We start from the raw sequence: 24,701 nt of genomic DNA, 5'->3' as shown, positions 1-24,701 counted from the left end.
ATGCGAAGGAAACCGATCAGGATGCCTCTGTTACCGATCCATCATGAAAGTTCTTGATACTGAACCCATGCCACGTGTACTTCTGATCGAGGACGACGCCGCAGTACGGGACGGGGTGTCCCTCGCCCTGCGGCGGCGCGGCCACGACGTCGCGGCGGCGGGCAGCGGCGAGGAGGGACTCGATCTGCTGCCCGGCTTCCGGCCCGACATCGTCCTGCTCGACCTCATGCTGCCGGGCAAGGACGGCTTCGAGGTCTGCCGCCTGATCCGCACCGAGCGGCAGCTGCCGATCATCATGCTCACCGCACGCGGCGACGACCTCGACGTGGTCCTCGGCCTGGAGGCGGGCGCCGACGACTACATCGTCAAACCGGCCCGCGGCGAGGTCCTGGAGGCCCGCATACGGGCGGTGCTGCGCCGCACCGCGCCGCCCGCCGACGGTACGGCCGCCGTCGAGCCCGGCCCCGCGCCCGTCGAGTCGTACGGCGCGCTCGCCATCGACCGCGCCGGGCTCGTCGTCGCCAAGGACGGCCGGGACCTCGCGCTGGCGCCCTCCGAGATGAAGCTGCTGCTCTTCCTGTCGGCCACGCCCGGACAGGTCTTCAGCCGCCAGCAACTGCTGGAACACGTCTGGGAACACAGCTACCACGGCGACGCCCGGCTGGTGGACGCCTGTGTGATGCGGCTGCGGACGAAGATAGAGGACACCCCGCGCAGCCCCCGTTTCGTCCAGACCGTGCGCGGCTTCGGCTACCGCTTCGGCCCCCTGTGAGGCGCCGCCGGCTGCTGCCACCGGGACGGCTGCGGGGCCTGCGGGTCCGGCTGGTCGTGGCGTTCCTGCTGGTCGCCGCGGTCAGTGCGCTGACCACCGCCGGGCTGACGTACCGCGAGGCGCGCAACGCCATCCTGCAGCGCTCCCAGGACATGGCCGTCAACGACCTGCGCACCCAGATCAATTCGCTCGCCCCGGAGCTGACCGTGCCGCCCACCCGCACCGATCTGGAGGCCCTCCGCCTCCAGCTGGAGCGCTCCGGCACCTCCCGCGACTGGGACGTCCGGGTCCGCTACCGCGGCGTCCCCGGCGGCGACGACGCCCCGGCGGCCGGCCCGGTCCACCTCCCCGCCGAGCTGGAGAAGTCCGTCGAGCAGCGTCATGTCCCGGCGTTCCAGCGGGTGGTGCGCGACGGGGCTCCCTGGCTGCTGATCGGTATGCCGGTGCGCCAGTCCGACGGTGCGCCGTCCGCCCTGTCGGTCTACGCCCAGCTCCCGCTGAACGCCGAGGAGGCCAACGTCGAGGCGCTGGTCAGCGCGGCGCAGCGGGGTGCGCTGCCGGTGCTGGCGCTGTCGGTGCTGCCCGCGCTGCTCGCCGCGCGGGGTGTGCTGCGGCCGGTGCGGCGGCTGCGGCAGGCGGCCGGGCGGCTGGCCGAGGGCAAGCTCGACACCCGGCTGGAGGTCAAGGGCACCGACGAACTCGCCGGGCTCTCCCGGTCGTTCAACGACATGGCGGAGGAGCTGGAGGCGAGCGTGGCGGAGCTGCGGCGGCTGGAGGCCAACGCCCGCCGGTTCGCCGCGGACGTCTCACACGAGCTGCGCACCCCGCTCGCCGCGATGACCGCGGTCACCGACGTGCTCGACGAGGACGCGGCGGCGCTGGACCCGGACACCGCGTCCGCGGTCCGGCTGATCAGTCAGGAGACCGGGAAGCTGACGCGCATGGTGGAGGACCTGATGGAGGTCTCGCGGTTCGACGCGGGCGCCGCCGCCCTCCACCTCGACGAGGTGGACGTCGCCGAGACCGTCCGCAAGTCGCTCCAGGCCCGCGCCTGGCAGGACGAGGTCGGCGCGGAGCTGCCCGACGGCGTCCGCGCCCGCGTCGACCCGCGGCGGCTGGACGTCGTCGTCGCCAACCTCGTCGGCAACGCCCTGCACCACGGCGGCAGCCCCGTCCACGTCCGGCTGGAGGCCCCCGGGCCCGGCGCGGACCGGCTGTTGCTGGAGGTCCGCGACAGCGGCCCCGGCATCGACCCGCAGGTCCTGCCGCACGTCTTCGACCGCTTCTACAAGGCGGACTCCTCACGCGCCCGCTCCGAGGGCAGCGGTCTCGGCCTGGCCATCGCCCGGGAGAACGTCCGGCTGCACGGCGGCACCGTCCGCGCCGCCAACGCGCCCGGCGGCGGCGCGGTGTTCACCGTGGAGCTGCCGGTACGGCCGCCGGACGGTACCGGCGCGGACGGTTCCGACGCCCCGGCACCCGATGGCCCGGCACCCGAAGGCCCGGACGGGGACGCCTCCGCCGGACCGGCGCCGGGCCGTCCCGCCGGCTCCGCCCCGGACCCCCTCGGCAAGGAGGCCGCCGCATGAGCGCGCCCCGCCCCCGTACCACCCGGGTGCTGGCCACGACCGCGCTGGTCTGCGCCGCCGTGACCGTGCCGGCCGGCTGCGGTGTCGAGCCCAGCGATGTGATCGACGCGGGCGCCCCGGCCTCCGGGGTGCAGGCCCCGGGCCGCCCGGAGACCGGCGTCCAGCTGTTCTTCTACGGACCGGCCGGACTGCGCTCCGCGACCCGCCCGGCCAAAGCACCCGCCGACCCGCAGGCAGCCCTCGACCTGCTGCTCGGCGGACCCGACCACGCCGAACGGCAGCGCGGTCTCTCCAGCGCGCTGCCCGAGCTGTCCGGCCCGCTGCGGGCCCGTACGGGCCCGGGCCGGGTCGACATCGGGCTGCCCGTCCCCCCGCGGAAGCTGGACACCGCCGCCCTGAGCCAGCTGGTCTGCACGGCGGCCAACGCCGACGTCCCCGGCGGCCACCCGCCGTCCTCGGTACGGGTCACCCTGACCGGCTCCGGCTCCCGTGTCGGCCCGATGCTCTGCGGCGGCGACACCGCGCTGCCGGTGGTCCAGCCGTCCACGGTGCCGCCGCGCCCCTGAGTCCGCCGCCGGCCGCGGCGGGCGGGCTACCGTGGAGGGGCGCCCCCGCACGCGGCAGCGCGGCGCGGCGCGGTCCCGCAGGCCGGAATTCCCGCGAGAGGCATCCGATGACCGAGCGCAAACCCCCCGGCGTCGACTTCGAGTCCTGGATCGACAGGCAGATCCGCGAGGCGCAGGAGCGGGGTGACTTCGCCGGGCTGCCCGGCGTCGGCAAACCGCTTGCCGGTCTCGACAAGCCGTACGACGAACTGTGGTGGGTCAAGGAGAAGATGGCCCGCGAGGACCTCTCCTACCTGCCGCCGTCGCTCGCCCTGCGCAAGGAGGCCGAGGAGGCGGCGCGGGCGGCGGCCGACGCGCCGAGCGAGGCGGCGCTGCGCCGCATCCTGACCGCCGTCAACGAGAAGATCCGCGCGGCCCTGCGCGCCCCGCTCGAAGGACCGCCGCTGGGAATCGCCCCGTTCGACATCGAGGCCCGGGCCCGGCAATGGCGCCGGGAGCACGCCGGCTGAGGTGCGGCAGCAGGCGGCCGGAGCCGCCCCGAGGTGCTCCGACCGCCTGCCGGCGCGCCGTTCCACCCGCACGGATCAACGAGTTCAAGGTCACAGCGAGAGCCCCTGCTCCAGCTAACGGTCGTTCGCCTAGCCTGCTGCCATGACCGCCGAGTCCCCCGAACTCCCCCTGGCCGCCGCGTTCCCGGACGCCGATCGCGCGCAGTGGCAGCACCTCGTCGCGGGGGTGCTGCGCAAGTCGGGCGCCACCCCGGCGGCGGACGCCCCCGAGGACGCGCTCGCCACCGATCTGCCGGACGGCATCCGCGTCCGCCCCCTCTACACCGCCGACGACGCCCCGGCCGACGCCGACGCCGCGGGGCTCCCCGGCTTCCCGCCGTTCGTCCGGGGCAGCCGCCCCGAGGGCGCGACCGTCGCCGGATGGGACGTACGCCAGCGCCAGACCCACACCGACCCCGCCCTCGTCAACGAGGCGGCCCTGACCGACCTGGAGAACGGCGTCACCTCGCTGTGGCTGCGCGTCGGCGCGGGCGGCGTGCCTCTCGGTGCGCTGCCGCGGGCCCTGGTCGGCGTCCATCTGGACCTCGCCGCCGTCGCGCTCGACGCGGGCGAGGAGTTCGCCGCGGCTGCCGAGGCGCTGTTCGCGCTGGCCGCCGACGGCGGCGTGGCCCCGGCCGCCCTCACCGGCACGCTCGGCGCCGACCCGCTGGCGCTCGTCGCCCGCGGCGGCGACGCCACCGCGCTCGACGACCGGCTGGCGGCGGCCGCGTCGCTGGCCGAGCGGTGTGCCGCCCAGGCGCCCGGGCTGCGGGCGCTGACCGTCGACGCGCTGCCGTACCACGAGGCGGGCGGTTCAGCCGCCGAGGAGCTGGGGTGCTCCCTGGCCACCGGCGTCGCCTATCTGCGGGCGCTGACCGCCGCCGGCCTGGACATCGACACCGCCTGCGGTCAGCTGGAGTTCCGGTACGCGGCCTCCGCCGACCAGTTCCTGACCATCGCCACGCTGCGCGCCGCACGCCGCCTGTGGGCGCGGGTCGCCGAGGTCTGCGGCGCCTCGCCCGAGGCCCGGGCGCAGCGGCAGCACGCGGTGACGTCGCCGGTGATGATGACCCGCCGCGACCCGTGGGTGAACATGCTGCGCACCACCGTCGCCGGGCTGTCGGCCGGGGTCGGCGGTGCGGACGCGGTGACGGTGCTGCCGTTCGACGCGGCGCTCGGTCTGCCGGACGCGTTCGCCCGCCGGATCGCCCGCAACACCCAGGCGGTGCTGCTGGAGGAGTCGCATCTGTCGAAGGTGATCGACCCGGCCGGCGGCTCCTGGTACGTCGAGGAGCTGACGGACGAGCTGGCGCGCGCCGCCTGGGCGTGGTTCCAGGAGATCGAGGGCGCGGGCGGTCAGGCCGCCGCGCTCGGCTCCGGACTGATCGCCGGCCGGCTCGCGGCCACCTGGGAGCGCCGTTCCCGTGAGCTGGCGACCCGCCGCGAACCGATCACCGGTGTCAGCGAGTTCCCCCATCTGGCGGAGGCCCCGGTGCACCGCGAGGCCGCGCCGGTCCCGGCCGGGGGCGGGCTGCCCCGGGTGCGGCGGGATGATGCGTACGAGGCGCTGCGGGCCAGGTCGGACGCGCATCTGGCGGCCACCGGCGCCCGTCCGAAGGTGTTCCTGGCGGCGCTCGGTCCGGCCGCCGCGCACACCGCGCGGGTGACGTTCGCCGCCAACCTCTTCCAGGCGGGCGGGGTGGAGACGGTGCACGAGCCCGCGTCGGTGGACGCGGCGACGGTGGCCGCGGCCTTCACGGCGAGCGGTGCGCGGATCGCCTGCCTGTGCGGCAGCGACACGCTCTACGCGGAGCAGGCGGGCGAGGTCGCGGCGGCGCTGAAGGCGGCCGGTGCGGTGCGGGTGTATCTGGCGGGTGCGCCCGGTGCGCGACGCGAGGAGTTCGGGCAGGCCGGGGTGGACGCGTACGTCTTCACCGGCTGCGACGCGGCCGGGGTCCTCGCCTCGGCCCTGGAAGTCATGGAGGTGGCGTGATGGCCGGGACAGAGCGGCCGGGCATCCCGGATTTCAGCGGGGTGCCGCTGGACGGCGCGGCGGACGGCGCGGATCCGGCGCGGTGGGCCGAGGCCGTGGAGAAGGCCACCGGCGCGAGCGTCGCGGACCTGACGTGGGAGACGCCCGAGGGCATCGGCGTGAAGCCGCTCTACACCGACGCCGACCTCGACGGTGTGGACTTCCTGCGGACGTACCCGGGCATCACACCGTATCTGCGCGGCCCGTACCCGACGATGTACGTCAACCAGCCGTGGACCATCCGGCAGTACGCCGGTTTTTCCACCGCCGAGGAGTCCAACGCCTTCTACCGGCGCAACCTCGCGGCCGGTCAGAAGGGCCTGTCGGTCGCCTTCGACCTGCCCACCCACCGCGGCTACGACAGCGATCACCCGCGGGTGACGGGTGACGTCGGCATGGCGGGCGTGGCGATCGACTCGATCTACGACATGCGCCGGCTCTTCGAGGGCATCCCGCTCGACCGGATGACGGTGTCGATGACGATGAACGGCGCGGTGCTGCCCGTTCTCGCGCTGTACATCGTGGCCGCCGAGGAGCAGGGCGTGCCGCCCGAGAAGCTGGCCGGGACCATTCAGAACGACATCCTCAAGGAGTTCATGGTCCGCAACACCTACATCTATCCGCCGCAGCCGTCGATGCGGATCATCTCCGACATCTTCGCGTACACCTCGCAGAAGATGCCGCGGTACAACTCCATCTCGATCTCCGGGTACCACATCCAGGAGGCGGGGGCGACGGCCGATCTGGAGCTGGCGTACACGCTCGCCGACGGGGTGGAGTATCTGCGGGCCGGTATGGCGGCGGGGATGGACGTGGACGCGTTCGCGCCGCGGCTCTCCTTCTTCTGGGCGATCGGCATGAACTTCTTCATGGAGATCGCCAAGCTGCGGGCCGCCCGGCTGCTGTGGGCCAAGCTGGTGCAGCAGTTCGGGCCCGAGAACCCCAAGTCACTGTCGCTGCGCACCCATTCGCAGACGTCGGGCTGGTCGCTGACGGCGCAGGACGTCTTCAACAACGTGACGCGTACGTGTGTGGAGGCGATGGCGGCGACGCAGGGCCACACCCAGTCGCTGCACACCAACGCACTGGACGAGGCGCTGGCGCTGCCCACCGATTTCTCCGCGCGCATCGCCCGTAACACCCAGCTCTTCCTCCAGCAGGAGTCGGGGACCTGCCGGGTCATCGACCCGTGGGGCGGCAGTGCGTACGTCGAGAAGCTGACGCAGGATCTGGCGCGGCGGGCGTGGCAGCACATCGAGGAGGTGGAGGCGGCCGGCGGGATGGCGAAGGCGATCGACGCGGGCATCCCCAAGCTCCGGGTGGAGGAGGCGGCGGCCCGTACCCAGGCGCGGATCGACTCCGGGCGGCAGGCGCTGATCGGGGTGAACAAGTACCGGGTGGAGACCGACGAGGAGATCGAGGTCCTCAAGGTCGACAACTCCGCGGTCCGCGCCCAGCAGATCGAGAAGTTGAAGCGGCTGCGGGCCGAGCGGGACGAGGACGCCTGCCGGGCGGCGCTGCGGGCGCTGACCGACGCGGCGCGGTCCGGTCCCGGTGAGGGGCTGGAGGGCAATCTGCTGGCGCTGGCGGTGGACGCGGCGCGTGCGATGGCGACGGTCGGGGAGATCTCCGACGCCCTGGAGGAGGTCTACGGCCGTCACTCCGGTCAGATCCGTACGATCTCCGGTGTGTACCGAGACGAAGCGGGCCCCTCCTCCGGTGTCGGCCGCACCCGGGATCTGGTGGCCGAGTTCGAGCGCGCCGAGGGGCGCCGGCCGCGCATCCTGGTGGCCAAGATGGGGCAGGACGGCCATGACCGCGGCCAGAAGGTGATCGCCACGGCCTTCGCCGACCTGGGTTTCGACGTCGATGTCGGCCCGCTGTTCCAGACCCCGGCCGAGGTGGCGCGGCAGGCGGTGGAGGCCGATGTGCACATCGTCGGCGTGTCGTCGCTGGCGGCCGGCCATCTGACACTGGTGCCCGCGCTGCGCGAGGCGCTGGCGGCGGAGGGCCGGGAGGACATCACGGTCGTGGTGGGCGGGGTGATCCCCCCGCAGGATGTGCAGACGCTGCGGGACATGGGCGCGGCGGCGGTCTTCCCGCCCGGCACGGTCATCCCGGACGCCGCGTACGACCTGGTCCGGGACCTCGCGCGGGCCCTCGGCCACGAGCTGTGAGGCGCTGATGCCCGCGAGGATCGATGTCGAGCGGTACGCGGAGGGGGTCCGGGCGGGTTCCCGGGCCTGGATCGCGCGGGCCGTGACGCTGGTGGAGTCCAGCCGCGCCGACCACCGCGCGGCGGCCCAGCGGCTGCTCGTCGCGCTGCTGCCGTACTCGGGGGCGGCGCGGCGGGTGGGGATCAGCGGGGTGCCCGGGGTCGGCAAGTCGACGTTCATCGATGCGCTCGGCTCGCAGCTGACGGGCGCCGGGCACCGGGTCGCGGTGCTCGCCGTGGACCCGTCGTCGTCGCGTACCGGCGGTTCCATCCTGGGCGACAAGACCCGGATGGCGCGGCTGGCGACCGATCCGGCGGCGTTCGTCCGGCCCTCCCCCACGTCCGGGACGCTGGGCGGGGTGGCGCGGGCGACCCGCGAGTCGATCATCGTGATGGAGGCGGCGGGGTACGACGTCGTCCTGGTGGAGACGGTGGGCGTCGGGCAGTCCGAGACGACCGTCGCCGACATGGTCGACACGTTCGTGCTGCTGACGCTGGCGCGGACCGGCGATCAGCTCCAGGGCATCAAGAAGGGCGTCCTGGAGCTGGCGGATCTGGTCTCCGTCAACAAGGCCGACGGTCCGCACGAGCGGGACGCCCGCGCGGCGGCCCGGGAACTGTCCGGCGCGCTGCGTCTGTTGCAGCCGCCGGACGCCGCGTGGACGCCTCCGGTGCTCACCTGCAGCGCCCGTGAGGGTACGGGCCTCGTGGAGCTGTGGGAGCGCGTGGAGCAGCACCGTGCGCTGCTGGAGTCGACGGGTGCGCTCGCCGAGCGGCGCCGGGCGCAGCAGGTGGAGTGGGTGTGGACGATGGTCCGCGACCAGCTCGTGGACCGGCTGCGCCACGATCCGGAGGTGCGGCGGATCGCCCCGGACGTCGAGCGGGAGGTCCGTTCGGGCACGCTCACCGCGACGCTGGCCGCCGAACGTCTGCTGACAGCCTTCGGGCTCCCTCCCGAGGAACACTGAGGGGTGCGGCGTGGCGGTGCCCGGGCGGCCGGTGACCGGCCCGCCCGGGCACCGCCGTGTCCGGGGCGCCGCGCCGGAGTTTCCCGGCGCGCCCTGGGTGTCAGGGGCGGGGCGAGAGGGTGGCCCAGACGGTTTTGCCGGAGCTGTCCGGCAGCGTCCATCCCCAGGCGTCACTGAGCTGTTCGACGATGCTGAGACCGCGGCCGGACTCGGCGAGCGGATCGGCCGTGCCGATCACCGGGGCGCCCTCACCGCCGTCGGAGACCGCGCACATGACGCCGTCGTCGCGCCGGGTCAGGGCGAGCCAGGCGGGGGTGACGACGGGGCCCGCCACCCGGCCGCCGCCGGCTTCGCCCACGGCGTTGCGGACGCCGTAGCGCAGGGCGTTGCTGACGAGTTCGGAGACGATCAGGGCGGCGTCGTCGGTGAGGGCCGCGCATATCCGCCAGCCGCGGAGCGTGGCGAGGGTGAAGCGCCGGGCGTCGGCGACGGTGCGGGCGGAGGCGCTGAGCGCGCAGGCGGCGAAGGAGTCGGGGCCGGGCAGCCACCAGCCGTCGTCGTGCGCTCCGTTGCGCGGTGTTGCGTACACGGGCACTGCCGGATGTGTCGTCATCACGTCTCCGCGAAGGGGCGCTTCTGGTCTGGGCTGCACTGCTCGGGACAGCTAATATCCTCGTCAGCCGCCCCCCGCTGCAAGTGCATCTGCAATTACATCGGTAAGGACGGTCACGCAGGGGCTGGTTCACGCCATCGTGGACAACGGCCCGGGAACGGTAGGAGGCCGCGCCTCCAGCAAGGGAGCGACAGTGATGGAGACGGTGCCCAACGGCATTCAGTCGACCCGTATCGAGCGGGCCCAGTGGCGCAAGAGCCGCCGCAGCAACCCCAGCGGCAACTGCGTTGAGCTGGCGGTTCTTTCGGACGGCGGGGTCGCGGTGCGCAACTCCCGGCACGTCGGCGGACCGGCCCTGGTCTACACGCGCGACGAGATCGCGGCGTTCGTCCAGGGCGCCAAGGACGGCGACTTCGACGATCTGATCGGCCGCGGCTGACGCATATGTCGTCCGGATAATCGGTCCGCTGTACGTATCCTTTTCGCAGTGGGACACTTGGCGCTCGCCCAACCACCCAGGGGAGTCAGCATGACCGCCGCGCAGCCGAGCCGCGAACCCTCACTGCGCCACTACCTCGACAATCCGCGGGGCGGGCCGACGGTGCTGCGCATCGTCCTCGGCACCCAGCTGCGCCGGCTGCGGGAGGCCGCCGGCGTCTCCCGCGAAGCGGCGGGTGACGCGATCCGCGGCTCCCACGCCAAGATCAGCCGCCTGGAGCTGGGCCGGGTGAGCTGCAAGGAACGCGACATCTCCGATCTGCTGACGCTCTACGGCGTCACCGCCGAGGCGGATCGCGCCGACTTCCTCGCACTCGCCCGCCGCACCAGCACCCCGGGCTGGTGGCACCGGTACAGCGACGTACTGCCCAGCTGGTTCGAGACGCACATCGGCCTCGAAGAGGCGGCGTCGGTGATCCGGACGTACGAGGTGCAGTTCGTCCCGGGGCTGCTGCAGACCCCGGACTACGCCCGCTCGGTGGCCAGGCTCGGGCATCCGCGGGCGTCGCAGGAGGACATCGACCGGCGGGTGGCGCTGCGCGTGGAGCGCCAGAAGCTGCTGACGGCGCCGCACGCGCCCCGGTTGTGGGCGGTGATAGACGAGGCGTCGCTGCGGCGTCCGCTGGGCAGCCCGCAGGTCATGGCCGACCAGCTGCGTCATCTGCTGGAGATGGCGAAGCTGCCCAACGTCACGCTGCAGATCGCACCGTTCAGCCTCGGCGGACTCGCGGCGGCGGGTGGACCGATCACGATCCTGCGGTTCCTGGAGCCGGATCTGCCGGACATCGTCTATCTGGAGCAGCTGACCAGCGCGCTCTACCTGGACAAGCGCGACGACGTGGACCACTACCTCGCCGTCATGGACCGGCTGAGCGCCCAGGCCGAATCACCGCGCGGCTCGCTGACGATCCTGGAAAAGCTGCTGCACGAGCTGAGTTGAGCCCTCGCACGGCAGCACGGATGAGGGAGGCGGGGCCCGGCGGCCCCGCCTCCCTCATGTCTGCCGGGCGGATCAGTTCTTCCGTGCCACGCCGCCGTACTCGATCCACTCCAGCGTCGTCTGCTTCGGCCCCATGGTGCCGTCCGGCTTCCAGGTGGAGACCTCGACGAGACCCGGCTCCAGGATCTCCAGCCCCGCCAGGATCTCCTCCACCTCGCCGGCCCGGCGCACCCGCCCCCAGTTCCCCTGGGTGGAGGCCCGCATGAACTCCGTGACGAAGTCCCGGGTCGCCTGGTCCTCACTGACCAGGTGGCAGACCACCAGGAAGCTGCCGGGGCAGAGCTTCTCGGCGACGCGGGTTATCAGCGCCTTGGGGTCGTCCTCGTCCGGGATGCAGTGCAGGACGGAGACGAAGAGCGCGGCGACGGGCTGGTCGAAGTCGATGAGCCGCTCGACCTCGGGCCTGGCGAAGATCCCGTCGGTGTCGCGCATGTCCGCCTGGATCACGGCGGTGCGGTGGTCCTCCTCCAGCAGCGCCCGGCCGTGCGCGAGGACGATCGGGTCGTTGTCGACGTAGACGACCCGGGACTCCGGGTCGACCGCCTGGGCGACCTGATGGACGTTGTCCTGCGTCGGCAGGCCGGAGCCGTGGTCGATGAACTGGCGGATGCCCTGCTCCTGCGCGAGCCAGCGCACGGCCCGCTGCAGGAACCGGCGGTTGTTGATGGCCAGCGCCTTGGTGCTGGGCGCGACCCTGTCCAGCTCGTCGCACGCCTCCCGGTCGACGGAGTAGTTGTCCTTGCCGCCGAGGTAGTGGTCGTACATCCGGGCCACGCTCGGGATGCTGACATCGACGACCGTGGACAGCGGCTGGGGCTCTTGGCTCATGACTAACGTTCCCGTCGTTCGGCACCACCGGCATGGTTCGGCGACCGCCGTACGAACGGACGGCCGGGCCGGGCTCCCCCCAACATACCTACGGATGTGCGGTTGTTGCAGTTGGGAGCGGGTTTCGATTGCTCAGCACGCCTACGGAAGAGGGTATTTGACGGACCGTGGTGCAGCGGCGGGCGGCCGGGGCGGAACGGGCGGCGCCGCGCGGGCCGTACCGCCGCCCGGTGTGGCCGGGAATCGTCCCCCCGTTCGGGGGCGGGCCGCCGCCACGCCACTCGAGGGCGGCGGCCCGTTCCCTGTCCCGGCGTCACCCGTGCCGGGTGCGCCCCGCGGTACGGACCGGCCCCGCGCGGGGGCAACACCTGATCCGCACCGGCTCCCGGCGGCGCCCGGTCACCCGAAGACCGGCCGCCGCAGGAGGGAGCGCGCACCGGGCGCCTACCACTCCCGGCGCGTCCTACACCTGCCGTCTCCGGCCGGACGGCGCGGGGGCGCCGTGGCGGGGTCAGGCCCCGGGGATGTCGAAGTAGCGGTGGAGCCCGGCGGCGAGGGTCAGATCGCCGCCGGCCGCGATCTTGCGGGTGAGGAACATCGTCACCGGATTGCCGTTGCCGGAGACCAGCTTGAGGAAGGCGGCGTCCCCCATCACCAGGGTCAGCCGGGCATCGGCGGCCGACCGGCCCTCGGTGACCGTGCAGCGCCCGTCGGCGATGACGGTCTCGTACACCGCCTCGGACTCCCCGGTGATCCGCCACCGGATCAGCGCCCGCAGCTCCCCGGCGGCCGCCGGACGGAACTGCTCGCCCATCCGCCCGAAGATCTCCCCCAGCACCCGCGTGCGCAGCTCCCCGGTGGCGATCTCGGTGATCTGGCGAGAGCTGAGCCCCTTGACGATCCCGGCGAACTCCGCGGGGGTGACCCCCGCGAAGTCCAGCCCCGCCAACCGTTCCCGGACGTCGTCGGCCACGGAAAACTCCCTACCAATCGGTAAAATCCACTGATAAGCGAGGTTACGGGGCGGGGAGCGCCGCAGGCAACAACATCCCTGGTCACAGCGGGTGGCACGGTCGGCGGCCCGGGAACCGGCCGTCATCCTGGCGGCTTCTGTCATCCCACCCGCCACACCGGGTAGGCACTCCCCCATGACCACACAGATGCGCGAGCCGGAGCAGAGCGGCACACCGCCGCGGAACGGGCCGACCGTGGCGGACATGGTGAAGGCCAACGAGGCCAACTGGGACGCCCGCACCCCCGTCCACGTCGCCAGCGAGTTCTACGGACTGGACGGCTCCCGCACCGCCGAGGACTGGTTCGCCCCCTTCGAGTGGCAGGACCTGGGCGACCTGCGGGGCCGTGACCTCCTCCACCTCCAGTGCCACCTCGGCACCGAAACCGCCGCCTTCGCCGACCGCGGCGCCCGCGCCACCGGCCTCGACTTCTCGGCCGCCGCCCTCACCGAGGCGCGGCGGCTCGCTGCCGAGGGCGGCCGGGACCTCACCTTCGTCCACTCCGACGTGCACCGCGCACCCGAGGCCCTCGGCGACCGCCGCTTCGACGTGATCTACACCGGCAAGGGCGCCCTGTGCTACCTCCCCGACCTCACCGCCTGGGCCGGGATCATCGCCTCGCTGCTGCGCCCGGGCGGCATGCTCTACCTCGTCGAATTCCACCCGCTGCTCGACGCGCTCGGCCCCACCCCGACCCCCGACAACCAGGACCTGCTCCTGCGCCACGACTACCTCGCCGGACGCGGCCCGCTGCGGAGCGACAGCCCGCACACCTACACCGACGGTCCTGAGCTCGCGGACGCGCGGACGAGTTACGAATGGCGGCACGGGATCGGCGAGGTCGTCACGGCGGTGTCCGCCGCCGGGCTCCGCGTCGATGTGCTGCGGGAGACGGAACAGGCCCCGTGGAAGCGGTTCGACACGATGGTCCCCGGCGACAACGGCTGGTGGCGGCTGCCGCCCGACGAGCCGATCTTCCCGCTGCTCTACGCCCTGCGCGCCACCAAGGTCTGACGCCGTGCCGGGTCCGCGCGGGTGTGCGCGCCGGGCGTCCGGTGCCGCGCCCGGTCTACCGGCGGCGGTAGACCGAGCGCAGCACCGCCTCCTTGGCCGGTCCCTCGATCCGCCACTCCAGCTCCCAGGTGTCCGGCCCGGTCACGGTGAACGTCGCGGCGTAGCGGTCGGCGGCGCACGGATGGACGGTCCGCCAGAGCCCGGTCCGCAGATCGAGGTCGTGGAAGGGGCGGCCGTCGGCGAACTCCACCGCGGCCGTACCGTCCGGCCGGGGCCGCAGCCACAGCGTCCGGCCCGCCGGATGCACCGCGTCCGCCCAGGTCAGCTCGCCCTCCTCGACATGCAGCAGCGCACCGTCCACGCCCTCGGGCCGGAACTCCGCGATCCCCCGGAAGCTGCCCTCGGCCCCGGCCCGCATGTCGAGGACGCGCCGCTCGATGCTCCAGCGGCCGGTGAGGTAGGCCGCGACGTCGGGCACCGGGCGGCAGGGCCGGGCGGCGCAGAGCGGGACGGGCGGGGGCTGCGGACGGCCGCCGGGTGCGGTGGGCATGACCCGATTCTCCCCCGCCCGGCGCGCCGCCGTTCCCGTACGGGCGGCCGGCCGGCTCCCTTACGGGGCGTGAGCGGCGCCGGGTCCCGTCATTCCGGGGCGAAAGAGGCAGACGCGCCCCGTCCGCGGGCGGACCGCCCCGGGATGGACCGGCCGGGTGGCCCGGCACCCTTACGGGCTGTCGCCGCGACGCTCGGGGGAAAGCCCGGGGTGCCGTGCCGTGCGGAGCGGCACCGCCACGCCTACGCTCGGTACCGAGATCATCACCCGGGTGCGGATCGCCGGGCCGCGGTCCGCGGCGCCCGCACCCCGGCGGCAGGCGGCGCCTCGCCCACCGCCGGCCTGGTGCGACAACCGGAGACCGGAGGCATCCCCATGCCGGACCTGTTCATCGGCGGCCGCTGGACCACAGCGGCCGACGGCCGGCGGCGCGAGATCCGCTGCCCGGCGGACGGCACCCTGGTCGCGACAGTCGACGAAGGCGGCCCCAAGGACGCGGCCGCCGCCGTCGGCGCCGCCCGCGGCGCGTACGACGACGGGCCCTGGCCGCGCACGCCCGCCGCCGAGCGCGGCGCCCTGCTGCTGCGCGTCGCCGAACTGCTGGTGCGCGACACCGACGCACTGGCCCGCGCCGAATCGCTGGACACCGGAAAGCGGCTGGTCGAGAGCGTCTACGACATGGGCGACATCGCGAACTGCTTCCGCTACTTCGGCAACCTCGCGGCGTCCGGCGGCACCGACCGGGTGGTGGACACCGGGCAGCCGGGGATCGAAAGCGTCGTCCGCCACGAGCCGGTCGGTGTCTGCGCCCTGATCACCCCGTGGAACTACCCGCTGCTGCAGACGGCGTGGAAGGTCGCCCCCGCGCTCGCCGCCGGGAACACCTTCGTCCTGAAGCCCAGCGAGCTGACCCCGCACACCGCGATCCATCTGATGCGGCTGCTGGCCGAGGCGGGTCTGCCGGACGGCGCCGCCAACCTCACCCTGGGCACCGGCCCGCTCGTCGGCGCCCCGCTGACCGAGGACCCCCGGGTGGACCTGGTGTCCTTCACCGGGGGCCTGGTCACCGGGCGCCGGATCATGGCGGCGGCCGCCCCCACCGTCAAGAAGATCGCCCTGGAGCTGGGCGGCAAGAACCCGAACATCGTCTTCTCCGACGCCGAGTTCGACACCGCCGTCGACCATGCGCTGACCGCGGTCTTCCTCCACTCCGGCCAGGTCTGCTCGGCGGGCGCCCGGCTGCTCGTCCAGAACGGTCTGCACGACAGGTTCGTCGACGAGCTGGTGGCCCGCGCCCGGCGGATCCCGCTCGGCGGCCCCTTCGACGAGCATGCCCGCACCGGCCCGCTGATCTCCGCGGCGCACCGCGACAAGATCGCCGCGTATGTCCGGACGGGGCTGTCCGAGGGCGCCGTCCTGCGCTGCGGCGGCGGGCCACCGCAGGACCCGGCGCTGCGGGACGGCTTCTACTACCTGCCGACGGTGCTGGACGAATGCACCCCGGACATGTCGGTGATCCACGACGAGTCCTTCGGCCCGGTGCTGACCGTCGAGCGGTTCCGTGACGAGGACGAGGCGGTCCGGCTCGCCAACGACACGGTGTACGGCCTGGCCGGCGCGGTCTGGACGCAGGACGCCGAGAAGGCGCACCGGGTGGCGTCCCGGATGCGGGCCGGCACGGTCTGGATCAACGACTTCCATCCGTATGTTCCGCAGGCCGAGTGGGGTGGCATGAAGCAGTCCGGTGTCGGACGGGAACTGGGGCCCGCGGGCCTCGCCGAGTACCAGGAGGCCAAGCACGTGTGGCGGAACACCGCGCCCCGGCCGCAGAGGTGGTTCGAGTGAGCGAGGCGGGCTCGCCGTCCCCCGGCACCCGGGACGACGGTATGCAGGACGACGACGCTTCGCTGGCCGAGTTCGGCTACAAACCGGAGCTGAAGCGCACACTCGGCAATTTCCACACCTTCGCCGCCGGAATCAGCTACATCTCCATCCTCACCGGCACCTTCCAGCTGTTCTACTTCGGCATCACCCACGGCGGACCGGCGTACTGGTGGTCCTGGCCGATGGTGTTCTGCGGCCAGCTGATGGTCGCGCTCTGCTTCTGCGAGCTGGCCGCCCGCTATCCGGTGGCCGGGTCGATCTACAACTGGGCGAAGCGGATGGGCGGTCCGCACGTCGGCTGGCTCGGCGGCTGGATGATGCTCACCGCCACCATGGTGTCGCTGGCCGCGGTGGCGCTGGCCTACCAGGTGACGCTGCCGCAGATCTCGTCGTGGTTCCAGTTCATCGGCAACGGCAGCGGCCGGACCGACGCCGCGGCCAACGCCGTCCTGCTGGGCAGCATCCTCATCCTGTTCACCACGCTGGTGAACGCGTTCGGCGTCAAGCTGATGGCGCGGATCAACTCCGCGGGCGTCGCCATCGAGTTGATCGCCGCGATCGTGCTGATCATCCTGCTCGCCGCGCACATCACCCGCGGCCCGTCCGCGGTGACCAAGACCTTCGGCCTGGGCGCCGGCCAGAGCCTCGGATACTTCGGTGCCTTCCTGACCGCCTCGCTCGCCTCGGCGTACGTCATGTACGGCTTCGACACCGCGTCCTCGCTGGGCGAGGAGTCCAAGGACCCCGGCCGCAACGCCCCGCGTGCCATCCTGCGGGCCCTGACCGCGTCGTTCCTCATCGGCGGTCTGATCCTGCTCTTCGCCCTCCTCGCGGTGCCCGATCTGCACGCCAAGGAGCTGTCCGTGGACGGACTCCAGTACGTGGTCCTCTCCACGCTGGGTTCGACGGTCGGTCAGATCGTGCTGTGGTGCGTGGTCATCGCGATCACCGTCTGCGAACTGGCGGTCCACACCGCGGGCATCCGCCTCGCCTTCGCCATGGCCCGCGACAACAACCTGCCCGCCGCCTCCCTGCTGGCGAAGGTCAGCCCGCGGTTCCAGACGCCGGTACTGCCCGCGATCATCATCGGCCTGGTCGGCGTCGCGATCCTGCTGATCAACGTCAACCAACCGCAGATCTTCTCGGTGATCACCAGTATCGCGATCATCATGATCTACCTGGCCTATCTGATGGTCACCGTCCCGATGCTGGTCCAACGGCTCCGCGGCCGCTGGACCCCGGCCGAGGGCACCTTCTCGCTGGGCCGCTTCGGTCTCCCCGTCAACATCCTCGCCGTCCTGTGGGGCCTGGCGATGTCCCTCAATCTCGCCTGGCCCCGCGCCGCCGTCTACAACGCGACGGGCCCCCAGCACTGGTATCTGCGCTGGGGCGCCTTCCTCTTCATCGGCGTCGTCGCGGGCGGCGGCTTCCTCTACTACTGGTTCGTCCAACGCAAACGCACGGGGGTGCTGGAAGGACATGCCGCGGGGTCGTGAGCCCCGGGCCCGGTCGGGTGCGCACACCGTTCGGGCCGCGCACCCGACCGGAGGTGGTGGCGGCGCCCGGAGGCCGGACGCCGCCACCACGCGCCGTCAGGCCGGTGAGACGGCTGCCCCGCCGAGGTGCCGGGCGAAGAACCGGACCGCGCTGTCGGCCTCGAAACGGGGCATCTCCAGGTGCTTGCCCGCGTTGGCGTGCAGGGTCTTCTCCTGCGAGGCGAAGGCGTCGAACAGCGCCAGACCCGCCTCACGCGGGACGCGTTCGTCGTCCCACTGGAGGGCGAACTCGATCGGCACGGTGATCTGCTGCGCCTTCTCGATCAGGACGTCGGGCCAGGTGCAGGTGTAGACCGCGGCCGTGATCCGGGGCTCGGCCGCCACCAGCGGCACCCCGATCGCGGTGCCCAGGCCGATGCCGACGTAGCCCACCGGACCGTCGGCGCCGATCTCGGGAAGTTCCTGGAGCGCGTCCAGGGCCGCCTGCCACTCGGGGACTGCGGTCTCCGCCAGGCGGGCGTTGTACCGGACGACGACCGGGCCTTCCGGTTCACCCGCCGCCTGGGCCGTGCGCAGCGCGGCGATCTCGCGCTCGTCGTGGGCGCTGCGCGGCCGGTCGCCGTGGCCGGGCGCGTCGAGGACGGCGACATGGAAGCCGCAGCCGGTCACCAGGCGCTGGGCCCGGCCCGCCATCGCGGGATGCTTCTTGTGGTGGCCGCCGCCGTGGCCCATCAGGACCAGGGGCGCGCGATCGGCGCCGGACGCCGGTGACCAGAGAACTCCGGGGACGCCGCCCACGGTGAAGTCACGTTCGCGGATGCCGTTCGACGAGGAGTCGGCGGTGAAGTGCAGGGAGCGCATGAGGTGTGGCCTTTCGGGAGTGCCTGGTGATCGAGGCGCTCCCGGCGACACCTACGTCAATCGCCGGCCGTGACGGAAAGGGGGAGCACCCACGTCGATACTGCGTTCATGGGTCTCACCTCCTCGGGCGGTGTCACGGTCGAAAGACAAGCTAACACGCCGGTCATCGCCCTTTCCCCCGCCTTTTTCCCCGCCGCCGGTCGTCGAACACCGCCGGTCGTCGACCACTGCCGGGTGCGGGCCCGCACCGCGTGGGTGACGGCCGGGGCGTGCTGCGGCAGGCCCCGGCCGGCCGTCAGCCGAAGAACCTCTGCGCGGCGCGCACCCCGTCGGCGAGGGCTTCGACCTCGTCCGTCGTGTTGTAGACGTAGAAGCTCGCCCGGGTGGTCGCGGGGATCTTGTACCGCTGTGTGAGGGGGCGGGCGCAGTGATGCCCGACGCGGACCGCCACACCGTGCTCGTCCAGCACCTGGCCGACGTCGTGCGGATGGATGCCGTCGACGGTGAAGGCCACGGTGGCGCCGCGGTCCCGCAGTTCGGTGGGGCCGACGAGGCGCACGCCCGGGATCTCCGCCAGCAGTTCCAGGGCCCTGGCGGTCAGCTCCCTCTCGTGCCGCATCACACGCTCCATGCCCAGCGCGTTGAGATAGTCCACGGCCGCAGCCAGCCCGACGGCCTGGGTCGTCATGGGCACCCCGGCCTCGAACCGCTGCGGCGGCGGCAGATAGGTCGAGCGCTCCATCGTGACGTTCTCGATCATCGAACCGCCGGTCAGGAAGGGCGGCATGTCCGCCAGCAGCTCCCGACGGCCCCACAGCACGCCGATCCCGCTGGGGCCGAGCATCTTGTGCCCCGAGAAGGCCAGGAAGTCGACCCCCAGCCGGGAGACGTCGACCGGTCGGTGCGGCACCGACTGCGCGGCGTCCACCAGCACCAACGCGCCTACCTGATGGGCGCGTTCGGCGATCATCTCGACGGGGTTGAGGGTGCCGAGCACATTGGACTGGTGGGTGAGCGCGACCAGGGCGGTGTCGTCGGTGAGCAGGTCGTCGATCGTCGTGAGGTCGAGCCGGCCGTCGTCCGTCAGCGGGAACCACTCCAGTGTGGCCCCCGTCCGCCGTGCCAGTTCCTGCCAGGGCACGAGATTCGCGTGGTGCTCCATCTCGGTCACCACGATCTTGTCGCCGGCCGTGATCCAGCCGCCGTTGCCCAACGCGTACGCGACGAGGTTGATCCCCTCGGTGGCGTTCTTGGTGAAGACCACCTCGTCCTCGCCCGCGCCGATGAAGGCGGCGATGGACTCGCGGGCCGCCTCGTACGCCTCGGTGGCCTCCTCCGCCAGCTGATGGGCGCCCCGGTGGACCGCGGCGTTGTGCTGGAGGGAGAAGTCGCGTTCGGCGTCCAGCACCGGAAGCGGTTTCTGGGTCGTGGCCGCGGAGTCGAGGTAGATCAGCCGCGAGCCGCTTCGCAGCACGCGCTGAAGGATCGGGAAGTCCCGCCGGATCGTCTCGGTGTCGAGGCCGGCGGCGCTTGGCAAGGTACTCACTCACGCATCCCTTCGTGGCACTTGTCTCACGATGGTAGCGGGGATTCTCCGTTAGAAACGACGAGAGTGGGGCGGCGATCGCTGCGGTAGCCGCGGCGGACGACGATTGGCCGAGGCGACCCGGCCCTCCTCAATCGCCTTAGGCAGAGGTGTTGTTGACCCATCCCACTCGCCCTGACTGGGCGTCAGGCCCGCCTGCGCCTGCGGGCGCCCCCCATGACCGGCACCCCGCAGCCTCTTCCCCTCGGAGCTGCTCAACCGCCCCTGGAACGGGCAGAGACGGAGCCCAAGGCATCCGCCCGGGCGCCGGCTACCGGTCGCCGCCGCGTCCGGCGTAATGACGGGCGGCCCGGACGCGGTTGCCGCACCGGTCGGAGCACCAGCGCCGGGCCGCATGGGAGCGGAGGAACAGTCGGACGCAACCACGCGCGCCACAGCGGGCGAGCTTGCCCGCCTCGCCTCCGGACAGCAGGTCGACGCCGTCCTCCGCCAGCCGCGACAGCGCGGCGGCGACGGGGTCCGCGCCGGGGCGACGCTCCGCCACCACCAGGCCGACGCCGTCGGTCCAGTGGACCGTACGCACACCGGGAGCCTGCGCCAGTGCGGCGTTGACCGACTCCAGCGCCTCCGCTCCCGGGGCAGCCTCCTCGATAAGGGCCTCGAAGAGTGCGCGCAGCGCCTCGCGCAGTGCGCACAGGCGCGCCGACTCGGGCTCCCCGCAGGCCACTTCGGGAGCGAGCAGATCGCGGCCGACCAGCCATGCGCGGGCGGCACCGGCGTCCGACAGCTCGTCGAAGGGGCCGCTCGGCCGCGGGAACGCCGTGTTGATCAGGGCGAGCGACAGATGACTGTCCTCACCGGGGGCCACGGTGCGGGGCGGGGGATGTCGTCGGGCAGCGTCCACGACCTAACGGTATCACTCACAATTCGCCGTTACGTGGCACCCGCACCCACCTGACGCGGACGCCTCACCCTTCCTCAACAGGCCCTCGGCCGACGGGGCCGGTGCGCCCAGCGCCCCGCCTCGGGGTGCTCCCCCGCGAGCCGGCGGTACACCGACGCAACCGCTTTTCCGGTGCGCCGCACCTGCGCGACGGGCCCGGCCGGGCCTCAGGTCGACAGCGCGGCTCCGGGCGGGGCGGTGCGCTCCTCGCCCCGTTCGATGAGCCTGGTCGCGACGGCGGAGGAGAGCAGGCCGAGGACGAGGAAGCCCAGTCCGAAGAGGCTGAGCCGGTGCGCGCCCACCAGCGCGATGCCCGCCGCGCCGGTGAGACCGGACACGGAGACCGCGAGGTAGGTGGCCGCCGCGTTCAGGCCGATGGTCACGGTGGCGTGCGCCGGGTGGACGGTGATGAGCCGGTGCTGGAGCGGGACCAGCGAGGCCCAGCCGCACACGCCCCACACGAAGACGGCGACGACGGCGGCGGGCAGGTGGCGGTTGGTCAGCGGCATCAGTGCGAAGTCGATTCCGGCGACGGTCACCGCGGTGGCGATGATCCACCGGGGAGAGACCTTGTCGGTGAGGCGGCCCGCGCCGAGGTTGCCGGCGGTGGCGCCGAGCCCCCAGACGAAGAGCAGCCCGGCCAGGACCGTTCCGCTACCGCCCGTGGCCCGGTCGTAGGACTCGGCGACGTAGCTGTAGTTGGTGTAGAGGCCGGTGAAGACCAGCACGGTGGTCAGCAGGGTGAAGCCGATACGCGCGTCCTTGAGAGGCGCCAACCTCTTGCGCAGCCCGATCGCGGGCACCGGGGGCACGGCGGGCAGCAGGACGCCGATGCCGAGGGCCCCGAGCACCGCGAGCGCCGCGACGAACCACAGGGTGGCCTGCCAGGTGGCCTCACTGCCGATGACCGTGCCGAGGGGGGCGCCCAGTGCGGTGGCGCCGCTGAGGCCCGCCATCACGACGGCCAGCGCCCGGCCGCGCTTCTCGGGCGGCACCAGCGAGGCGGCGGTGGCACTGGCCGTCGGGGTGAACATGGCGGCCCCCAGACCGGCGACCGCCCGGCTCGCCAGCACCGGACCGTACGAGGGCAGTAAGGCGGTGAGGGCGTTGCCGAACGCCAGGAGGAGGAGGCCGCCCAGAAGGAGCCGTTTGCGCGGCCAGTGTGCGGTGGTCGCGGCCACGACGGGCGACAGCACCGCATAGGAAAAGGCGAAGACGGTGATCAGCATTCCGGCGGCGGAAATGGTCACACCGAGCGTATGGGCGATGTCGGGAAGAATTCCCGCGATGACAAAGCTGTCCGTCCCCACCGAGAACGTGCCCAGGGTGAGGATCAGCAGGCGGCGGTACATGATTCCTCGTTTCACACAGGGGCCTACAGTTTGATGCGCGTCATACTAGAGACGTCGATCTTCACACTGTCAAGACATAGTTTGATGAACGTCCAACAGAGCGTCCGGATACAATCGCGCCGTCCAGCAGGAAGGAGGCCCCGTGGCGCGTTACCTCACGGAACCGGATGCGGGCGACGCCACGTTCACCGATGTCATGCGCGCACTGGCGGACCCCGTACGGCTGCGCATGCTCACGGTGCTGGCCGACGGCGAGTACCACCCCTGCTGGCCGGAGGAGTTCCTGGTCGGCGTGCACAAGTCGACGCTGTCGCACCACTTCCGTGTGCTGCGCGAGGCGGGCATCACCAGGACGCGCCTGGAGGGACGCAACTACTTCGTCCAACTGCGCAAGGAGGAGGTGGACGCCCGGTTCCCCGGACTCCTGGACGCCGTCCTCAACGGCGCCCTCGAAGAGCCGGAACCGGCCGAGGACTGACCTCCCCGGCCCACCGCAGACCTCGGGAACGACACACGCCCGCCCCGGTCGGAGGCCGGGAGCGGGCGTCGATGTCCGGTGCGCGAAAATCGCACAGCCGGCGCGGCGAATAGTGTCGGCGCCATTTCACCTCGGGCGATTTCCTTCAGACGGTGAACGTGGTCGCGGCCGTGCCCGGATGACGATGCCGCGGCGAATTCCTCGCCCGGAACGGCCGGCCGTTCGATGCCGACGGGCGTCCTCGCCGTGGCACTCCGCTCGCGCGGCGGCTCCACAGACCGAAGTTGTCCCGGTACGCCCCGGAACTGGAGGCCCATTGACTCCCGCATCCCGGCATGCGAGGTTGACGCCGTCAACCTGATCGCACACCGGGAGGTCCCGCCAGTGGGAACACGCGACGCCCTGGTGCGGGCCGCCGCCGAACTGATGGACAGCGGCGGGCTGGAGGCGGTGACCCTGCGCGACGTGGGGCGGCGCGCCGGTGTCTCGCACAACGCGCCGTACAAGCACTTCGCCGGTAAGGAGGCCCTGCTGGCCGCCGTGGCGGCGCGCGAACTCACCTCCCGTGGCGCCGCGTTGCACGAGATCCTGGCCCATGGCAGCGCAGCGGGCGCAACGCTGCGCGCGGCGTTGCGCAGTTACGTGGACTGGGCCCTGGCCCGCCCGGTCCGCTTCAAGCTGATCTACGGCGCATGGTCGACGGGCACCCCGGAGCTGGAGGCCGCGGCGACGTCGACCCGCGCCCTGCTCACCCGGATCGTCGCCGGCGCGCAGGACGAGGGAGCCCTGCCCGAGGGGGAGCCGGAGCGGCTCACCGCCCTGCTGCTGGCCCTCGCCCACGGGGCGGTCGACCTGTCGCTGGCCGGGCATCTCTCCCCGCCGGGCACACGCCCGCTGACCGCCGCGGACATGGTGAACGACCTGCTGGAACGGCTCAAGAGCGCCGGCCCCACACCCGGCTGAGACCGGGACGCCGCACGCTCCGATCGCCCGCGCCACCCGTGCGCACACGCACCAGGCACCAGGCACCAGGCACCAGGCACCAGGCACCAGGCACCCCAACTCACCACCAGAGGAAGCCGTTTCATGACAGTCCAGGTGGACAACACCAATCCCCTTCCCCTCGGCATCCGGGGCGACCGGCTGACCGGCCGGCGGATCCTGGTCGTCGGCGCGTCGAGCGGCATCGGCGCCGCGGCGGTCCGGCGCTTCGCCGAGGAGGGCGCCTCGGTGGTCGCCATGGCGCGCCGGGAGGACCGGCTCGAAGCCCTGTGCAAGGAGGTCACCGCCGCGGGCGGCAACGCCTCCTACGTGACCGGCGATGTGACCTCCGAGGAGTCGGTGGCGGCGGGCGTGGACACCGTCGTACAGCGGCTCGGCGGCCTCGACGGCGCGTTCAACGTGGCCGGCGTCGGCGGCGCCGGGAAGCTGCACGAGATGGAGACGGCCGACTTCGACCGGGTGGTCGCGGTGAACCTCCGCGGCACGTTCCTGGCGATGAAGTACCAGATCAAGGCGATGCTGGAGAGCGGCGGCGGCGCCATCGTGAACACGTCCTCCATCGGCGGACTGGTCGCCGCCCCGGCGCTGCCCAGCTACGGCGCGACCAAGATGGCGGTCAACAGCCTCACCAAGAGCGCCGCGGTGGGCTACGCCGGCGACAACATCCGGGTGAACGCCATCGCCCCCGCCGCCACCCTCAGCGAGATGCTGGAGCGCTGGCTGACGACCGACGAGGCCAAGCGGAACATGGCGGCCCAGACCCCGCTCAACTTCATCGCCCTGCCGGACGACATGGCGCGGGTGGCGCTCTTCCTGCTCTCGGACGAGTCCCGCTGGATCACCGGCACCGTGCTCCCCGTCGACGGCGGCGCCTCGGCCACCTGACGCCCCGACCACGGTCACCGACCCGCTGACCGCACCACCCCCGAAAAA

Annotated in this window: 23 protein-coding genes; 15 read left to right on the top strand and 8 right to left on the bottom strand. The window is 72.6% G+C overall.

Features of this window, described 5'->3' with window-relative positions:
- Positions 1-67: 67 nt before the first annotated feature.
- From ACF1BH_RS07925 to meaB, 7 genes are all read left to right on the top strand, one after another.
- On the top strand, positions 68-772 hold the full coding sequence (locus ACF1BH_RS07925) for a response regulator (protein ID WP_391641543.1): 705 nt from the start codon (positions 68-70) through the stop codon (positions 770-772).
- A complete protein-coding gene (locus ACF1BH_RS07920) occupies positions 769-2,361 on the top strand; it encodes an ATP-binding protein (protein ID WP_391641542.1) in 1,593 nt (530 codons plus the stop codon). The genes ACF1BH_RS07925 and ACF1BH_RS07920 overlap by 4 nt, the downstream gene beginning before the upstream one ends.
- The gene (locus ACF1BH_RS07915) at positions 2,358-2,927 is read left to right on the top strand and encodes a hypothetical protein (protein ID WP_391641541.1); all 570 of its coding nucleotides are present in this window, start codon (positions 2,358-2,360) and stop codon (positions 2,925-2,927) included. Before ACF1BH_RS07920 ends, ACF1BH_RS07915 begins: the two co-directional genes overlap by 4 nt.
- A 107-nt stretch (positions 2,928-3,034) precedes the next feature.
- Positions 3,035-3,436, top strand: a complete 402-nt coding sequence (locus ACF1BH_RS07910) for a DUF1992 domain-containing protein (protein ID WP_391641540.1) — start codon at positions 3,035-3,037, stop codon at positions 3,434-3,436.
- Positions 3,437-3,578: 142 nt separating this feature from the next.
- Entirely contained in the window at positions 3,579-5,468 is a 1,890-nt protein-coding gene (locus tag ACF1BH_RS07905) for a methylmalonyl-CoA mutase family protein (RefSeq protein ID WP_391641539.1), read from the top strand.
- On the top strand, positions 5,468-7,684 hold the full coding sequence (gene scpA, locus ACF1BH_RS07900; protein ID WP_391641538.1) for a methylmalonyl-CoA mutase: 2,217 nt from the start codon (positions 5,468-5,470) through the stop codon (positions 7,682-7,684). The genes ACF1BH_RS07905 and scpA overlap by 1 nt, the downstream gene beginning before the upstream one ends.
- Before the next feature lie 7 nt (positions 7,685-7,691).
- The gene (gene meaB, locus ACF1BH_RS07895; RefSeq protein WP_391641537.1) at positions 7,692-8,690 is read left to right on the top strand and encodes a methylmalonyl Co-A mutase-associated GTPase MeaB; all 999 of its coding nucleotides are present in this window, start codon (positions 7,692-7,694) and stop codon (positions 8,688-8,690) included.
- 100 nt (positions 8,691-8,790) lie between these two features.
- Here meaB and ACF1BH_RS07890 read toward each other — a convergent pair whose 3' ends face one another.
- Positions 8,791-9,303, bottom strand: a complete 513-nt coding sequence (locus tag ACF1BH_RS07890) for an ATP-binding protein (protein ID WP_391641536.1) — start codon at positions 9,301-9,303, stop codon at positions 8,791-8,793.
- Between the two features lie 196 nt (positions 9,304-9,499).
- On the opposite strand from ACF1BH_RS07890, the gene ACF1BH_RS07885 reads away from it, so the two are divergent.
- The gene (locus tag ACF1BH_RS07885; RefSeq protein ID WP_391641624.1) at positions 9,500-9,742 is read left to right on the top strand and encodes a DUF397 domain-containing protein; all 243 of its coding nucleotides are present in this window, start codon (positions 9,500-9,502) and stop codon (positions 9,740-9,742) included.
- A 90-nt stretch (positions 9,743-9,832) separates the two neighbouring features.
- Positions 9,833-10,741: a helix-turn-helix domain-containing protein gene (locus tag ACF1BH_RS07880; RefSeq protein WP_391641535.1), complete on the top strand. Its 909-nt coding sequence runs from the start codon at positions 9,833-9,835 to the stop codon at positions 10,739-10,741.
- A 72-nt stretch (positions 10,742-10,813) separates the two neighbouring features.
- On the opposite strand, the gene ACF1BH_RS07875 is transcribed toward ACF1BH_RS07880, so the two are convergent.
- Together ACF1BH_RS07875 and ACF1BH_RS07870 are read right to left on the bottom strand one after the other, a co-directional pair.
- A complete protein-coding gene (locus ACF1BH_RS07875) occupies positions 10,814-11,629 on the bottom strand; it encodes an SAM-dependent methyltransferase (RefSeq protein ID WP_391641534.1) in 816 nt (271 codons plus the stop codon).
- Positions 11,630-12,140: 511 nt separating this feature from the next.
- Positions 12,141-12,602, bottom strand: a complete 462-nt coding sequence (locus ACF1BH_RS07870) for an SCP2 sterol-binding domain-containing protein (protein WP_391641533.1) — start codon at positions 12,600-12,602, stop codon at positions 12,141-12,143.
- A 187-nt stretch (positions 12,603-12,789) separates the two neighbouring features.
- On the opposite strand from ACF1BH_RS07870, the gene ACF1BH_RS07865 reads away from it, so the two are divergent.
- Positions 12,790-13,656: a class I SAM-dependent methyltransferase gene (locus tag ACF1BH_RS07865; RefSeq protein WP_391641623.1), complete on the top strand. Its 867-nt coding sequence runs from the start codon at positions 12,790-12,792 to the stop codon at positions 13,654-13,656.
- A 55-nt stretch (positions 13,657-13,711) separates the two neighbouring features.
- Here the strand turns inward: ACF1BH_RS07865 and ACF1BH_RS07860 are convergent, their stop codons facing one another.
- Positions 13,712-14,206: a DUF6314 family protein gene (locus ACF1BH_RS07860; RefSeq protein WP_391641532.1), complete on the bottom strand. Its 495-nt coding sequence runs from the start codon at positions 14,204-14,206 to the stop codon at positions 13,712-13,714.
- Positions 14,207-14,581: 375 nt separating this feature from the next.
- On the opposite strand from ACF1BH_RS07860, the gene ACF1BH_RS07855 reads away from it, so the two are divergent.
- Both ACF1BH_RS07855 and ACF1BH_RS07850 read left to right on the top strand, forming a co-directional pair.
- Entirely contained in the window at positions 14,582-16,051 is a 1,470-nt protein-coding gene (locus tag ACF1BH_RS07855) for an aldehyde dehydrogenase family protein (RefSeq protein WP_391641531.1), read from the top strand.
- A gap of 41 nt (positions 16,052-16,092) precedes the next feature.
- Positions 16,093-17,586: an APC family permease gene (locus tag ACF1BH_RS07850; protein WP_391641622.1), complete on the top strand. Its 1,494-nt coding sequence runs from the start codon at positions 16,093-16,095 to the stop codon at positions 17,584-17,586.
- 96 nt (positions 17,587-17,682) lie between these two features.
- Here ACF1BH_RS07850 and ACF1BH_RS07845 read toward each other — a convergent pair whose 3' ends face one another.
- The 4 genes from ACF1BH_RS07845 to ACF1BH_RS07830 form a co-directional block, all read right to left on the bottom strand.
- The gene (locus ACF1BH_RS07845; protein ID WP_391641530.1) at positions 17,683-18,447 is read right to left on the bottom strand and encodes an alpha/beta hydrolase; all 765 of its coding nucleotides are present in this window, start codon (positions 18,445-18,447) and stop codon (positions 17,683-17,685) included.
- 295 nt (positions 18,448-18,742) lie between these two features.
- The gene (locus ACF1BH_RS07840) at positions 18,743-19,993 is read right to left on the bottom strand and encodes a cysteine desulfurase (protein ID WP_391641529.1); all 1,251 of its coding nucleotides are present in this window, start codon (positions 19,991-19,993) and stop codon (positions 18,743-18,745) included.
- Between the two features lie 310 nt (positions 19,994-20,303).
- Positions 20,304-20,897, bottom strand: a complete 594-nt coding sequence (locus ACF1BH_RS07835; RefSeq protein WP_391641528.1) for a CGNR zinc finger domain-containing protein — start codon at positions 20,895-20,897, stop codon at positions 20,304-20,306.
- Positions 20,898-21,103: 206 nt separating this feature from the next.
- Positions 21,104-22,288 (bottom strand): MFS transporter, encoded by a 1,185-nt coding sequence (locus tag ACF1BH_RS07830; protein WP_391641527.1) that lies wholly within the window; start codon positions 22,286-22,288, stop codon positions 21,104-21,106.
- A gap of 142 nt (positions 22,289-22,430) precedes the next feature.
- On the opposite strand from ACF1BH_RS07830, the gene ACF1BH_RS07825 reads away from it, so the two are divergent.
- From ACF1BH_RS07825 to ACF1BH_RS07815, 3 genes are all read left to right on the top strand, one after another.
- Positions 22,431-22,766 (top strand): ArsR/SmtB family transcription factor, encoded by a 336-nt coding sequence (locus ACF1BH_RS07825; RefSeq protein WP_391641526.1) that lies wholly within the window; start codon positions 22,431-22,433, stop codon positions 22,764-22,766.
- Between the two features lie 384 nt (positions 22,767-23,150).
- On the top strand, positions 23,151-23,729 hold the full coding sequence (locus tag ACF1BH_RS07820; RefSeq protein WP_391641525.1) for a TetR/AcrR family transcriptional regulator: 579 nt from the start codon (positions 23,151-23,153) through the stop codon (positions 23,727-23,729).
- A 123-nt stretch (positions 23,730-23,852) separates the two neighbouring features.
- Positions 23,853-24,653 carry an SDR family NAD(P)-dependent oxidoreductase gene (locus tag ACF1BH_RS07815; RefSeq protein WP_391641524.1) on the top strand — a complete coding sequence of 267 codons (801 nt, stop codon included), beginning with the start codon at positions 23,853-23,855 and terminating at the stop codon, positions 24,651-24,653.
- The last annotated feature ends 48 nt before the right edge of the window (positions 24,654-24,701 follow it).

Source organism: Streptomyces sp. NPDC014733 (assembly GCF_043083385.1).
Taxonomy (GTDB): Bacteria; Actinomycetota; Actinomycetes; order Streptomycetales; family Streptomycetaceae; genus Streptomyces.
This window is presented reverse-complemented; position numbering and strand designations above follow the sequence as displayed.